This window comes from Bacillus cereus group sp. BceL062, from assembly GCF_051780025.1.
GTDB classification, from domain to species: Bacteria; Bacillota; Bacilli; order Bacillales; family Bacillaceae_G; genus Bacillus_A; species Bacillus_A toyonensis.
Genome location: NZ_JBPWGY010000005.1, coordinates 1 through 13,011, shown reverse-complemented (window position 1 = coordinate 13,011; position 13,011 = coordinate 1). Strand labels below are relative to the sequence as shown.

The window sequence follows — 13,011 nt, the reverse complement described above, 5'->3', positions numbered from 1 at the left end:
GTGGAAGGATAACCATTAGGAAGGTGGGGGTGACAATGAGTAACTTATGGATATTTGGCTTTCAAGCTTTATGGAGTCCATTCTTTTTATTATTTATGCTTTCGATTCTTATTGGATACTTCTTAATTATTGGACCATATAGAACTCGATTTGAAAATGCGACGAAGGTAAGTAAAAAGCAAATTTTTTATTTTACGTCTGGAATTGTTCTTTTGTATTTTGTAAAGGGTGGACCTATTGATTTAATTGGCCATATTATATTTAGTGCACATATGTTTGAAATGGCAGTCATGTATATTGCAGTTCCGCCTTTATTATTACTTGGTATACCAGTTTGGTTATATCGTTATATTACTTCTTTTAAGCTAGTTCAAATTGTATTGAAAATTTTTGCTAAACCGCTTATTGCATTGTTTGTATTTAATGGACTGTTTTCTTTTTATCATTTGCCAGTTGTTTTTGATGCAGTAAAACAAAGCCAAATTGCCCATCCGATTTGCCTCGCTATATTATTTTTTTCGGCAATCATGATGTGGTGGCCGATGTTAAATCCGTTACCAGAATATCAAACGTTAAGTGATATAAAGAAACTTGGTTATATGTTTGCTAACGGTATATTATTAACGCCAGCTTGTGCATTAATAATTTTTGCAACTGCACCGTTATTTGCAACGTATACGGATTCAGCTGCTTGGATGAAAGCGATGGAACTATGCGTACCTGCGGGAACTTTATCAGAATTAAATATAACTGGACCAGAATTTTTGCACTGGATGCCAATAGTACAAGACCAACAAACGGGCGGTATCATTATGAAAATTGTCCAGGAAATAGTGTACGGTACGATTATCGGCTATGTATTCTTTAAATGGGCGCGTAGAGAACGCGAAAAGGATAAGGAGCAGTTGCAACAATTGCCGCCATATTTACAGACTAAGTAAAAAAGTGTATGGGATTCCATACGCTTTTTCTTTTTTTTTTTTAGTTTTAGCTTTAGGTATTTATAAAAGATTGAATTTTCGATCTTTTAGTGTTAAGTTAGTGTTGGCGTGTACTAAAAGTGGATATAAAATTTACTACTAGCTTTCATGCGTAATAATTCCATATGTAGTGCAAGTTTTTTAGAGAGTTACAAATTTATATTGTTATCTTTAATAAACACGAACTATTTTAAGGGGGAATTTAAATGGGTAGTAGTGGAAGTATGGTAAAGCCGATTAGTGGTTTTTTAACAGCGTTAATTCAATATCCAGTACCGGTAGTAGAGTCACGTGCAGACATTGATAAACAAATTAAACAAATCATAAAAACAATTCATTCAACTAAATCAGGTTATCCTGGATTAGAATTAATAGTATTTCCCGAATATAGTACACAAGGGCTCAATACAAAAAAATGGACTACAGAAGAGTTTTTATGTACAGTGCCTGGGCCAGAAACAGACTTATTTGCTGAGGCATGTAAAGAATCTGAAGTGTATGGTGTTTTTTCTATAATGGAAAGAAATCCTGATGGTGGAGAACCTTATAATACAGCGATTATTATTGATCCACAGGGTGAAATGATTTTGAAGTATCGTAAGTTAAATCCTTGGGTGCCGGTCGAGCCTTGGAAAGCTGGAGATTTAGGCTTACCTGTTTGTGATGGACCTGGAGGGAGTAAATTAGCTGTTTGTATTTGTCATGATGGCATGTTCCCTGAAGTAGCCCGTGAAGCAGCCTATAAAGGTGCGAATGTCTTGATCCGTATTTCCGGATATAGCACACAAGTTAGTGAACAATGGATGTTAACCAATCGTTCAAATGCATGGCAAAATTTAATGTATACATTGTCAGTGAACTTAGCGGGTTATGATGGTGTATTTTATTACTTTGGTGAAGGACAAGTATGTAATTTTGATGGGACTACTTTAGTGCAGGGGCACCGAAACCCTTGGGAGATTGTTACTGCCGAAGTATATCCAGAGCTAGCAGATCAGGCTAGATTAGGATGGGGGCTCGAAAATAATATATATAATTTAGGCTCAAGGGGATATGTAGCGACTCCTGGTGGAGTGAAAGAGAACCCGTATACGTTTGTAAAAGATTTAGCTGAAGGTAAGTATAAGGTTCCCTGGGAAGATGAGATTAAAGTGAAAGATGGATCCATTTATGGGTATCCAGTTAAAAAGACGATTCATTCTTAAGGAAGATAAATAGAACAAGCGCATCATATTGATGCGCTTGTTCGGTTTACTCAATAATTTGAAATTCTTTTAACTCTTTTTCGACATTTTGTAGGAGTTGTTCGCTTTTTTGGAGTACATTTGTTGGGAAAGTCTCATCATCACCATATTCAACACCGTGAGGATAATAATGTTTTCCTAATAAGGGAGGGAGTAGTTTTACTTCAGCGTGTCTGCTGCCAATGTCGCCTTCAACAGCAACTCCGCGCACTCGTAAGTAATAAATATCCTTTAATATTTCAAATTTATAATCGTATGTAACTCTTTCGTAATCCCACTGTCCAGCTAGTACAAAATGGTTCTTTTCCATAATCTCAGTTAAAAGGGATAAATCAACGACGGCCCCATTAAATTTCGTATTTGTAAATTGCATATAATACCTCCTTTTTTAATGTTACATCATTATTTTTATAATAGTATGAATAATAAGAAAGTGCAATTCATATTGAGAGAAAAGGGATAATCCAGACTTTTTTTGTGAAAATATGATATAGTGAAAAGAGTACGGTACACACAAAAAAGGAAATAAAAGGATTTGTGTATATCTCAATTTTATGTTTTGTGCAGGAGGTATATCGTTTGAAGAAATTATTGCGTATCGTAATGATTACATTTTTAATTTTAGCTGTTGATTTATACGGGAAATTACTCGTTTCACAATATATATTAACCCCATCTCAATCAAAACAAGAAAATAAAATTGTGAAAAAGAAAAAACAAGTCGATGAGGACTCCTCAGACACTGTTTTAAATATGATTGGTGGAGATTCTGAAAATCTATTGGCAAAGTGGGGAGAACCAGCTCGAATAGAGCCATCTGCTTACGGTTATGAATGGTGGGTGTACAATCAAGATTTAAATCAGTACGTTCAATTTGGAGTTGCTGAACGTAAAATTGTAACAGCGTATGTTGCTGGTGAACAAGTTAAGGTACCGCCTTATTATATAAATGAAAAATATGAAGATGTATACAAAAAGAATCCGCTCTCGCATGAGATTTCATTAAAAAGAGGGAAGAATAGTTATCAATTTGAGTTATCTGATACGGAAGTAATGGAACAGCCGTTAGTACCTGTAGAAGATGGATGGGCACAATTATATTTTGATCATTTCACACATGAACTCGTTGGTGTTCGTTATATGGATGATGAAACGTTATTGCGCCAAAGACCGTATCAGCTTGTTTATTCAGGTGAATTAATAGCAGAACAACCATTAACACCAGAAAAGATGAAACAAGTAGAGAATGGGAATATGCAACAAATTTTTGATTTAACAAATATTATTCGAAGTCGTCATGAACTACCATTGTTAACGTGGGATCAACAAACAGCAGATGTTGCTATTGGACATAGCAAAGATATGAAAGACAATAATTACTTTTCACATGATTCACCTACATTAGGTACGTTAGGAGATCGTTTACAACGAGGACGAGTAGGGTTTCAGCTTGCTGGTGAGAATATAGCGGCACAACATAGTGATGGAATTGCAGCGGTACAAGGTTGGTTAAATAGTGAGGGGCATAGAAAAAATTTATTTAATGAACAATTTACCGGATTAGGTGTTGGGGTATATGATAAATTTTATACGCAAAACTTTATTCGAAAATAAAGTGAAACTTTAAGTAGTGTAAAAAAAGGTGCATGAATCGTCTAAAAATAGGCGAACCATGCGCCTTTTTTTTCTTACAATATAAGTAGATATACATGAAGAGGTGAGGATTATGCCAACAACAAAAGGACCGTTACATCCATCGGTTCAACAGTTTAAAGAATTTGTAAACCATCACCCTAAAATGGTTCATGACGTTAGAAGTGGTCAAAAAACTTGGCAGCAATTTTATGAAGAATGGTACTTACTTGGTGAGGAAGATCCAATATGGGCAACTTATAGACCTGATGGAGCGCCTGCATTTTCTTCAGTAAAAGAAAATAAAAAAGAGAAGGAAAAAGACAATCGAACTGAAGAGGAAAAAACTGCTGATGTGATGGGACAAATGCTTTCTTTTTTTAAAAAGCTAGATGTGGAACAAATGCAGCATCATTTAGCTAATGTGACGAGTGCTATCGGGAGTGTGCAACAAGTTATTCAACAGTTTCAAGGAAGTCGCACGCAACAAGAACAAAGTACTTCCAAAGAAAATAATCCATTTTTCTTTCAAAAGGATTAGGGGGAAAGATGATGAGAGAAGAACTTATGGAGTTTATAAAGGCTGATGAGGACTTATCGCGTTATATTAGGGAGCAGCCATACTGGTATAGGAAGTTAACCCGAAATCCTGAAGAAAAAGAAGCTTTTGAGCTGGCTGCTATGCAACATTTCAAAAAAACGATACCAGATAAAGTAGAAAAATTTCAAAATCAATTGGCGGTTGCTTCGATCATGATTGATATGTTTCAGTATATGAAGCAGCAAAATACGACATAATTGGAAGGGAAAACTATGTCCGTCATGCAGAACTTTTGTTACAATAGAAGCGGATTATTTAAAAAAGGAGTTGCAGCATGACGGAAATTTGTTTAGTACGACATGGACAAACTGATTGGAATTTTCAAGAGATTATTCAGGGGCGTGAAGATATTCCACTTAATGAAGTTGGGAAAAAGCAAGCGAGTCAAAGTGCGGCTGCTTTGCAAGTAGAATCGTGGGATATTATTATAAGTAGTCCGTTAATTAGAGCACAAGAAACGGCTAAGGCAATCGCAGAGGCAGCTGGATTACAATCCATTTTATTAGATGAACGATTTGTTGAACGGAATTTTGGAGAAGCTTCAGGGAAGCCGGTTGCGACTGTTAGAGAGTTAATTGCGGAGGGTAAAGTAGAAGGTATGGAGTTAGATAAAGAAATTGTAGCTCGTTGCTTTGCTGCTTTAGAAGATGTTGCAGTAACTCATTCTGGTAAACGTATTATTATTGTTGCTCATTCACATGCGATAAAAGCTATTTTACATGCAATTGCACCAGATGAAATTACGTTTAAGACCCCGTTAAAAAATGCATGTATTAGTTATGTGAAAGAAAACGGCGGAGAATGGGATGTTCTTAAATATAATATTGCGGAACATATTAATGTATAAGCGTATCTGAGATTGTTTGAAAATAGTTAGAGTCATATCTTTTTTTTAAGTGAGTCACTTCAATTAGTAGTTCTATTCTAAATGTGGTATGATGAATACTCGGAGGTGTCTCTCATGATTGTAGCGACGCTAGAAAGCGTATTAATATTAGATAAGGCAGAGCAGCTTGCAAAAGCGATCATCTGTTCAGATATAGCAGAAGATTATCGTAAGTGTTATAAAGAATTGCATGAGGATGTGGAAGTTCAGACATTAATTCAGCAATTTACAGCGATGAAGGAACGATATGAGGAAGTGCAGCGTTTTGGGAAATACCATCCTGACTATACTATCGTGTCAACAAAAATGAGGGAATTAAAGCGTTCTGTAGACTTGCATGATAAGATTGCAACCTTTAAACGAGCAGAAACTGCTTTACAAAAGTTATTAGATGAAGTTAGTGTAGCAATTGGTTCTGAGGTATCCTCTTCTATTAAAGTTCCAACAGGAAATCCATTTTTCGATGCTGGTGGCTGTGGCGGAGGTTGCGGTACTGGCGGAGGTTGCGGTTGTAAAAAAACGGGGTGATGTACCCCGTTTTTTAGAAGATGTAAGAAAACGTATACAGAGTTTGTTTCATTATGTCATAAATTTCTGGTTAGTTTTCAAAAAATATAAAATATAAGTTTTTAAAAGGAGAAGATGGAGAAGATTATGTTCGGGCAACGACAAAGTATGATTGTTTATTTACATTCATTGAAACATGCCAAGATTTTAAGAAAATATGGTAACATACATTACATATCAAAACGATTAAAATATGCCGTTGTATATTGTGATATGGAACAAATTGAGCATATGATGCATAAGTTGAATAAACTTCCTTTTGTGAAAAAGATAGAACAGTCGTACCGTCCGTTTTTAAAAACGGAATTTGAAAATTCCCGTCCTGATCGGGCAAAAGAATACGATTATAGTTAAAGTAAAAAAATCCCCTGCTACGTTTAGCGTGGGATTTTTTTACTTTAAATAAAGTGTTATTTCATTGGAGGAATGAAATTATTCATTCGTAAAATACCAATTAGATGATTGAAAAATAGTTCTTTTTCTGGGAAAGTTGTGGACGGTTTTACAGTAAATGTGGTCACTTTTTTTCCTAGTTTTTCTGCCATCTCTTCAAATAAAATGACACGTTTACTTTTTTTGTTTTCAGGCATAGGAATACCTTCACGACATATGTATAATGGTTGGAAATCTCCAGTAGTGGTCGGTTTTAATATTACAACAAGCGAGCATACTTTCTTTTCGTTTTTAATTGTTTCAAATTGTAACATATGTGTTATACGTTCTTGGTTTGCTTTGGCAATTTCAAGTAATTCATATAAATCAGAGTAGCCTTCTCCAAGTTCTATAAAGCGTTGAATCATATCTTTTCCTCCTCTTTCTTTTACTGTACCATCTCACTTTTTAAATGAAAAGTAGACAAAGAAAAAAAACCCTGCAAAGCAGGGCCCTTCTTATACTAGTATGTACTAGTAAGAAGGCAAAGGGAGAGGAGAAACCGGAGGAAGAACTTATGGGGAAACGTAAGTCTTCTCCGCGGTTGGCAACAACATCGAAGGTGATGTTGTTATAATTATTTATGTCCAATCTAAATGAAGATATACATAATGAATTTAAATTTTATGTTTGGCTTTTTATTTTTCTTTTTTTTATTTTATGATAGGATAAAAAAAGATAAAGTGAAACTTTAATCAGTGGGGGCATCCCCGTTGATTATTAGCCTTCACTAATCGGGCGTTTACGGGCAGTTAATTTCCCAGCTCACTTTTTGTTCTAACCGAATTTTGAGTTGGGAGTTTTACTGCCCGTTAATGCGGGGGAAAGTGGAATTAATGTACATAATGGGTTTGTGTTAGCGAATGGCGAGATAAATACATAAAAAATGACGAGCGGTTATTTTTAGAGAAAGTTTCTTATGGATAGGTGAAAGTTACATATAGTTTGTTACTGAAGTGGGAAATTATTTTATAAGCGCTCGATAGATTGAAATAAAGGTAGTGACAACAGATGAGAGTAGTTTCAGGAAAATGTAAAGGGCACCCACTTAAAGCGGTTCCCGGCAATACAACACGTCCAACGACGGATAAAGTAAAAGAATCTATTTTTAATATGATAGGCCCTTATTTTGATGGTGGTACCGCTCTTGATTTATTTGGCGGTAGTGGTGGCCTTGGAATTGAGGCTATAAGTAGAGGGATTGAAAAAGCGATTTTTGTTGATCGGGATAGTAAAGCAATAAAAGTCATTCATCAAAATTTAGAAAGTTGTAGAATACATGAACAAGCTGAAGTGTATCGAAATGATGCAGAGCGTGCGGTGAAAGCGCTCATAAAGCGTGAAATGTCATTCGATCTTATACTAATAGATCCTCCATATAAAGATCAAAAAATTGTATCTTTGATTAGTGTGATGGATCAACATGGATTGCTACATAGAGATGGATTAATTATGTCAGAGCATGGTAATGATGTTGTTTTACCTGATTCTATAGGGAATCTTGTAAAAGTAAGAGCTGAAAATTATGGGATTACAGCAATATCGATTTATAAGTATGAAGGTGAGGAGACAGAATGACAAGTATAGCTATTTCTTCAGGGAGTTTTGATCCAATTACCCTTGGGCATCTTGATATTATTAAAAGGGGAGCAAAAGTGTTTGATGAAGTGTACGTAGTTGTTTTAAACAATTCATCAAAAAAACCATTCTTTTCAGTTGAAGAACGTCTAGATTTAATTCGAGAAGCAACAAAGGATATCCCAAATGTAAAAGTGGATTCGCATAGCGGGCTATTAGTGGAGTATGCAAAAATGCGTAATGCAAATGCAATTTTACGTGGTTTACGAGCGGTTTCTGACTTTGAATATGAGATGCAAATTACTTCTATGAATCGAAAATTAGATGAAAATATTGAAACCTTTTTTATAATGACAAACAACCAATATTCATTTTTAAGTTCGAGTATTGTGAAAGAAGTTGCGAGGTATGGAGGAAGTGTAGTAGATCTTGTGCCTCCTATTGTAGAGCGTGCTTTAAAAGAAAAGTTTCAAACCCCGTTAAAGTGAACGGGGTTTTTCTTTATTCATGCGTAAAAATAATAAGATAACATATAAGTATAAACAAAATAATGTGAAAATTGGTCCGTAGTGTACAAAAGATGTCCAAATTTCAAGTAGTGTAGAAGAATGATTGGATAAAAATACGGGAATATCTTTTTCCATAGGTGAGAAAGAACTTACTTTCTCATAAAAAGGTTTCCAAAATATAAACGTAAAAATAGGAGCAAGAATACTTTGGATAAGTCGTGCGAAAAAATATGGCTTAAATCGGATATCCGTTTCAGCTAGTATGCTAGCAACTTGTGCCTGAATTGAAAGGCCGCTAAATGCTAAAATGAAGCTTGTTACCATCGCTTGTTGCAGAAGGGGTGTTTCATTTATTTGACTAATCATTTGGCTTCCGAGTGTCATTTCAAAAATACCTGATAATATCGGAATACTAAAATCAGTACTTAGTTGGAAGAATGATAAAATATGTTGCATAATAAAAGAAAGAGTTGCTGTAATATGGAATACAGTAATCATTTTGTTTAACACAGAAAATAAAATAATAAATCCGCCAATCATAAGTAATGTTTGAATGGAAGAAACGATAGCGTCCCCAAGTAATTTTCCTATTGGTCTTTTTTCTTGCAAGCGTGTTTGGTGAAGGATTGAAAAAGGGTTTTGAAAAGGACGTTTTTTAGTAGTTTGTTTATCATTTGTGTAAGATGTGTTATGCCCGTAAAAACGCATTATTAATCCGACGGCAAAGTTGCTTAAATAATGTGCAGCAGCTAGTACGATTCCTAATTTCGGATTATTGAAAAAACCGATAGAAACAGCTCCAAAAATAAAAAGTGGATTAGAAGAGTTTGTGAAAGATACGAGGCGCTCGGCTTCAATTTGTGTTATTTGATCGCTTTTACGCAGTCTAGCGCTTAATTTGGCGCCAGCAGGGAACCCTGAGGCCATGCCCATTGCCCAAACAAATCCACCTATTCCTGGAACGCGAAAAAGTGGTCGCATGAGTGGTTCTAATATAACGCCTATAAATTTTACAACACCGATACTAATTAGAAGTTCCGCAATGATGAAAAACGGTAATAGTGAAGGGAATACAACTTCCCACCATATATTTAACCCTCGAATGGAAGCTTGCAAAGCAGCTTGGGGGTGGAGTACAAGAGAAAAGGTTAAAAATAGTGTTGATATGGTAAGGAAAGCGGTTTTCCATTTTTCATACATGTAAGTAAATCCCCCTTTGTCCCAAAAAACGTTCATTTCAGTATACGTGGATACGTGGTGAATTTAGACCATAAGTATGAAAAAGGGATGAAAAAAATTAAAGGGTGAGAAAAATGAAAGAACCGAAGATTGGTTTAGCGCTTGGATCTGGGGGAGCGAAAGGATTTGCTCATATTGGCGTTATAAAAGTTTTAAGGGAAGCGGGTATCCCGATTCATATGATTGCAGGGAGTAGTATGGGGGCCTTAATAGGTACATTTTATGCAGCTGGCTGTAACGTTGAACGATTGTATAAATTGGCGACTGTTTTTAAGAGGAAATACTATTTAGATTTCACGGTACCAAAAATGGGGTTTATTGCTGGTAAACGTGTCAAAGATATGATTAAAATGTTTACATATAATAAAAATTTAGAAGAGTTAGATATCCCGACAGCTGTTGTGGCTACTGACATATTGAAGGGGGAGAAAGTGGTTTTTACAAGTGGTCCTGTTGCAGATGCGGTGAGGGCTAGTATATCTGTCCCTGGAGTGTTTGTGCCAGAAAAGGTAAATGGACGATTATTAGTAGATGGTGGAGTGATTGATCGCATCCCAGTTTCGGTTGTAAAAGAGTTAGGTGCCGATATTGTTATTGCTGTTGATGTATCTCCGATTAAGGTGAATGGTGAGGTTACATCTATTTATGATGTAATTATGCAAAGTATTGAAATTATGCAGCATGAGCTTGTAATGAATCGGCAAATTGCATCAGATTTAATGATGCGACCAGCTGTGGAACAATTTAGTTCACGTGCTTTTACAAACATTGAAGACATTATTCGAGTCGGAGAAGTAGAAGCAGAAAAACATGTTTCAAATATTTATTTATTAATTGAGCAGTGGAAGGAGAAACATAATGTTTAAGCGTTTTCGGTTTATATATGCAATCTTAATAGGTGTGATATTGGCGATGTTACTTGTTTATGTGCGTTTACCGTACTATGTAACAAAACCAGGAATGGCTGCGAAATTAGAGCCGTATGTCCAGGTTGAGGGTGGAACAAAAGAATCTGGTGATTTTATGCTTGTAACGGTTTCGATGGGGCCGGCAAATGTGGTGAATTTAATAGCGGCACAATTTAATAAATATACACATGTTTCGAAGGCGGAAGAAATATTGCAAAGGGGCGAGAGTGATGAAGAATATCAATTCCGCCAAAATTATGCAATGAAAGACTCGCAAAATGCAGCAATTTATAATGCGTATAAACAAGCGAATCGTACTGTTTCTTTTGAAAATAAAGGTGTATTAGTTGCTGGTGTAGCGAAGGGTATGCCGTCAGAGGGGAAGCTTAAGCTTGGAGATATCATCATAGCTGTCGACGGAAAAACATTTGAAAAGACGGATCAATTTATTGAGTATATGACAGGGAAAAAAGAAGGAGATACAGTAAATATTGAGTACATGCGAGGCGGAAAACAGTTAAAAGAAAATTTAAATGTAAAGACAATTCCTAATGGAAATGGCCGCGTAGGTATAGGTGTCTCTATCGTGACGGAAAGAGAGTTAGTAGTAGATCCGAAAGTGAAAATTGATTCCCATGAAATAGGTGGGCCATCAGCAGGCTTAATGTTTACATTAGAAATATATAATCAACTTGTGGAAGAAGATTTAACAAAAGGACATGAAATTGCTGGAACAGGTACAATTAATGAAAAGGGAGAAATTGGCCCAATTGGTGGTATACAGCAAAAAGTGGTAGCTGCTAGTGATGCGGGTGCTGAGGTGTTTTTTGCGCCAAATGAAAAAGGTGCGGAGAAATCCAACTATAAAGATGCACTTGAGGCTGCGAAAGATATTAAAACAAAAATGAAGGTTGTACCAGTGGATACGCTGGATGATGCGTTGAAGTATTTGGAAAAAATGGGTGAGAAAAAATAAACCTCTCTGAAATAGAGAGGTTTTTCTTATAGAAACGTTGTAGTTGTTTCATCGTAACGAATTGGATGGTGTGTTACGTCTTGTTTTAGTAGTTGTGTCCGTAATGGTTCTTGCATGATAGAGAAATATACAGAATTTGCTTTTCGCTCTATATGTAAAGTAGGATGGTCAAAACTTTTTGTATGAGTAAGGATTGGAAGTTCTATTTTTTTCTTGTTTTTTGAAATATAAGTTTGTCCTTTTTGTGACATGCCGAGTAGACGAATATACGGTGCATGTTGTTCTATATTTGCCATATGCATCTCTTCTTTTGTCGTGTTTGTTAAAATATGTGTACAGGCTCTTTGTAATCTAGTCCATGTATAACGTTTTGTTTTTAATGCTTCCATGAATGAGTGGTAGGAAGAGCTGTTTTGTATTTTTGATAAAATACGATGCTCTAAACCTTCTTCGATTTCATATATATGTCGTAAGTCCCCTGGAGACATCGTCATAAGTTTGTATTTAAAAAATGAAAAGTATTGTTCCCAATTATGTAATATCCCGAAGTTTTGTTTATAAGTTGCTAAAAGAGAAGCGGTTGCTTTCGGGATAAAAGGCTCAATTTCTGTAAATGAACCATTGTCGCTAAGGAGTTGTTTACGAATACTCGTTGCACTTGCGATATGTTGGTTGCTAAATGTTTCATCGTGATAATGAGATGCGTATCTTTTTATAGTTTGTGCTTGCATAGAACTATTTTGCGCCAGAATTGCTTTTATGTATTGAAAGCCTAAAATGTTATTTGGTTGTGACATATCGATGTTTTTTTTGGATGGTAAAATGTGTAGAAAGGCTTCGGATGTAGCTTTGGCGTAACTATTACCTGCGCTCATAAATTGTTTTACGAGACGATTAAAAGTCACTTCTTCGTTTTTTTGTACAGAGATGGTATTATAAAAATTTTCGATTTGTCCATCTTCACTGCCAAAACAAATTTCAGAAACGCGTAAGGCATTTAAGATGGAAATAGCACCATTTGCAAAAGTTTCAGCTTTTTGTGTTGCAAATGCGTATGGAAGCTCTACAATAAGGTCTACACCGCTTGCTAAGGCCATTTTAGTGCGATACCATTTGGAAATGAGTGCGGGCTCACCACGCTGCAAAAAAGGGCCACTCATAACGGCAATTATAATATCAGAGTGTGTTAACTTTTTTGTTTGTTGCACATGATAATCATGACCGTTATGAAAAGGGTTATATTCAACGACAATACCACTGGCTTTTATGATAATCTCTCCTTTCGATGTAGCATCTTTTTGGAAAACATGATACTCTATATATTATTTACTATGATGACTTCATTATAGTGTAAAGAAAAAACTTACACTATAAAAGCATTATATCACTTATACCGCAGGGTTTAACCTTCTTGTTTTTCTTCATTGACCACTTTTTGACCACTTCGACCACTTTTTAG

At 35.6% G+C, this 13,011-nt stretch carries 16 protein-coding genes; 12 read left to right on the top strand and 4 right to left on the bottom strand.

Annotated elements, in window-relative coordinates:
- Nucleotides 1-35 precede the first annotated feature (35 nt).
- Nucleotides 36-941, top strand: a complete 906-nt coding sequence (gene ctaG / locus ACS2MN_RS13240; RefSeq protein WP_098708964.1) for a cytochrome c oxidase assembly factor CtaG — start codon at nucleotides 36-38, stop codon at nucleotides 939-941.
- A gap of 245 nt (nucleotides 942-1,186) precedes the next feature.
- Nucleotides 1,187-2,185 carry a formamidase gene (locus ACS2MN_RS13235; protein WP_000535796.1) on the top strand — a complete coding sequence of 333 codons (999 nt, stop codon included), beginning with the start codon at nucleotides 1,187-1,189 and terminating at the stop codon, nucleotides 2,183-2,185.
- Between the two features lie 46 nt (nucleotides 2,186-2,231).
- Here the strand turns inward: ACS2MN_RS13235 and ACS2MN_RS13230 are convergent, their stop codons facing one another.
- The gene (locus tag ACS2MN_RS13230) at nucleotides 2,232-2,597 is read right to left on the bottom strand and encodes a YugN family protein (RefSeq protein WP_001160935.1); all 366 of its coding nucleotides are present in this window, start codon (nucleotides 2,595-2,597) and stop codon (nucleotides 2,232-2,234) included.
- A 206-nt stretch (nucleotides 2,598-2,803) separates the two neighbouring features.
- Here ACS2MN_RS13230 and ACS2MN_RS13225 point away from each other — a divergent pair, with 206 nt between their 5' ends.
- The 6 genes from ACS2MN_RS13225 to ACS2MN_RS13200 all read left to right on the top strand — a co-directional run bounded on the left by ACS2MN_RS13225 (nucleotide 2,804) and on the right by ACS2MN_RS13200 (nucleotide 6,264).
- A complete protein-coding gene (locus ACS2MN_RS13225; RefSeq protein ID WP_000735382.1) occupies nucleotides 2,804-3,838 on the top strand; it encodes a CAP domain-containing protein in 1,035 nt (344 codons plus the stop codon).
- 112 nt (nucleotides 3,839-3,950) lie between these two features.
- Nucleotides 3,951-4,397, top strand: a complete 447-nt coding sequence (locus tag ACS2MN_RS13220; RefSeq protein ID WP_001143329.1) for a YlbD family protein — start codon at nucleotides 3,951-3,953, stop codon at nucleotides 4,395-4,397.
- Between the two features lie 11 nt (nucleotides 4,398-4,408).
- On the top strand, nucleotides 4,409-4,654 hold the full coding sequence (locus ACS2MN_RS13215) for a YlbE-like family protein (protein WP_001206442.1): 246 nt from the start codon (nucleotides 4,409-4,411) through the stop codon (nucleotides 4,652-4,654).
- Nucleotides 4,655-4,731: 77 nt separating this feature from the next.
- A complete protein-coding gene (locus ACS2MN_RS13210; protein ID WP_000134950.1) occupies nucleotides 4,732-5,304 on the top strand; it encodes a histidine phosphatase family protein in 573 nt (190 codons plus the stop codon).
- A gap of 114 nt (nucleotides 5,305-5,418) precedes the next feature.
- Nucleotides 5,419-5,871, top strand: a complete 453-nt coding sequence (locus tag ACS2MN_RS13205; protein ID WP_000634357.1) for a YlbF family regulator — start codon at nucleotides 5,419-5,421, stop codon at nucleotides 5,869-5,871.
- Nucleotides 5,872-5,997: 126 nt separating this feature from the next.
- The gene (locus ACS2MN_RS13200) at nucleotides 5,998-6,264 is read left to right on the top strand and encodes a YlbG family protein (RefSeq protein ID WP_002093356.1); all 267 of its coding nucleotides are present in this window, start codon (nucleotides 5,998-6,000) and stop codon (nucleotides 6,262-6,264) included.
- A gap of 56 nt (nucleotides 6,265-6,320) precedes the next feature.
- Here ACS2MN_RS13200 and ACS2MN_RS13195 read toward each other — a convergent pair whose 3' ends face one another.
- A complete protein-coding gene (locus ACS2MN_RS13195; RefSeq protein ID WP_000616007.1) occupies nucleotides 6,321-6,710 on the bottom strand; it encodes a DUF7147 family protein in 390 nt (129 codons plus the stop codon).
- A gap of 643 nt (nucleotides 6,711-7,353) precedes the next feature.
- On the opposite strand from ACS2MN_RS13195, the gene rsmD reads away from it, so the two are divergent.
- Both rsmD and coaD read left to right on the top strand, forming a co-directional pair.
- Nucleotides 7,354-7,920: a 16S rRNA (guanine(966)-N(2))-methyltransferase RsmD gene (gene rsmD, locus ACS2MN_RS13190; protein WP_001266984.1), complete on the top strand. Its 567-nt coding sequence runs from the start codon at nucleotides 7,354-7,356 to the stop codon at nucleotides 7,918-7,920.
- A complete protein-coding gene (gene coaD / locus ACS2MN_RS13185) occupies nucleotides 7,917-8,408 on the top strand; it encodes a pantetheine-phosphate adenylyltransferase (protein WP_000200597.1) in 492 nt (163 codons plus the stop codon). Before rsmD ends, coaD begins: the two co-directional genes overlap by 4 nt.
- Here the strand turns inward: coaD and ylbJ are convergent.
- Nucleotides 8,400-9,629 (bottom strand): sporulation integral membrane protein YlbJ, encoded by a 1,230-nt coding sequence (gene ylbJ / locus ACS2MN_RS13180; protein WP_000273078.1) that lies wholly within the window; start codon nucleotides 9,627-9,629, stop codon nucleotides 8,400-8,402. The two genes, coaD and ylbJ, sit on opposite strands and share 9 nt — an antisense overlap.
- A gap of 113 nt (nucleotides 9,630-9,742) precedes the next feature.
- On the opposite strand from ylbJ, the gene ACS2MN_RS13175 reads away from it, so the two are divergent.
- Nucleotides 9,743-10,534 (top strand): patatin-like phospholipase family protein, encoded by a 792-nt coding sequence (locus ACS2MN_RS13175; protein WP_000662585.1) that lies wholly within the window; start codon nucleotides 9,743-9,745, stop codon nucleotides 10,532-10,534.
- Entirely contained in the window at nucleotides 10,527-11,552 is a 1,026-nt protein-coding gene (locus ACS2MN_RS13170; protein WP_000476315.1) for a SepM family pheromone-processing serine protease, read from the top strand. The genes ACS2MN_RS13175 and ACS2MN_RS13170 overlap by 8 nt, the downstream gene beginning before the upstream one ends.
- 26 nt (nucleotides 11,553-11,578) lie before the next feature.
- Here the strand turns inward: ACS2MN_RS13170 and ACS2MN_RS13165 are convergent, their stop codons facing one another.
- A complete protein-coding gene (locus tag ACS2MN_RS13165) occupies nucleotides 11,579-12,820 on the bottom strand; it encodes a nucleotidyltransferase (RefSeq protein ID WP_346994756.1) in 1,242 nt (413 codons plus the stop codon).
- Nucleotides 12,821-13,011 lie beyond the last annotated feature (191 nt).

What these genes read in the sequence shown, in the direction of transcription:
- ctaG (WP_098708964.1), top strand. Translation starts at nt 36, where the DNA reads ATGAGTAACTTATGGATATTTGGCTTTCAAGCTTTATGGAGTCCATTC.
- ACS2MN_RS13235 (WP_000535796.1), top strand. Translation starts at nt 1,187, where the DNA reads ATGGGTAGTAGTGGAAGTATGGTAAAGCCGATTAGTGGTTTTTTAACA.
- ACS2MN_RS13230 (WP_001160935.1), bottom strand. Translation starts at nt 2,597, where the DNA reads ATGCAATTTACAAATACGAAATTTAATGGGGCCGTCGTTGATTTATCC.
- ACS2MN_RS13220 (WP_001143329.1), top strand. Translation starts at nt 3,951, where the DNA reads ATGCCAACAACAAAAGGACCGTTACATCCATCGGTTCAACAGTTTAAA.
- ACS2MN_RS13215 (WP_001206442.1), top strand. Translation starts at nt 4,409, where the DNA reads ATGAGAGAAGAACTTATGGAGTTTATAAAGGCTGATGAGGACTTATCG.
- ACS2MN_RS13210 (WP_000134950.1), top strand. Translation starts at nt 4,732, where the DNA reads ATGACGGAAATTTGTTTAGTACGACATGGACAAACTGATTGGAATTTT.
- ACS2MN_RS13205 (WP_000634357.1), top strand. Translation starts at nt 5,419, where the DNA reads ATGATTGTAGCGACGCTAGAAAGCGTATTAATATTAGATAAGGCAGAG.
- ACS2MN_RS13200 (WP_002093356.1), top strand. Translation starts at nt 5,998, where the DNA reads ATGTTCGGGCAACGACAAAGTATGATTGTTTATTTACATTCATTGAAA.
- ACS2MN_RS13195 (WP_000616007.1), bottom strand. Translation starts at nt 6,710, where the DNA reads ATGATTCAACGCTTTATAGAACTTGGAGAAGGCTACTCTGATTTATAT.
- rsmD (WP_001266984.1), top strand. Translation starts at nt 7,354, where the DNA reads ATGAGAGTAGTTTCAGGAAAATGTAAAGGGCACCCACTTAAAGCGGTT.
- coaD (WP_000200597.1), top strand. Translation starts at nt 7,917, where the DNA reads ATGACAAGTATAGCTATTTCTTCAGGGAGTTTTGATCCAATTACCCTT.
- ylbJ (WP_000273078.1), bottom strand. Translation starts at nt 9,629, where the DNA reads ATGTATGAAAAATGGAAAACCGCTTTCCTTACCATATCAACACTATTT.
- ACS2MN_RS13175 (WP_000662585.1), top strand. Translation starts at nt 9,743, where the DNA reads ATGAAAGAACCGAAGATTGGTTTAGCGCTTGGATCTGGGGGAGCGAAA.
- ACS2MN_RS13170 (WP_000476315.1), top strand. Translation starts at nt 10,527, where the DNA reads ATGTTTAAGCGTTTTCGGTTTATATATGCAATCTTAATAGGTGTGATA.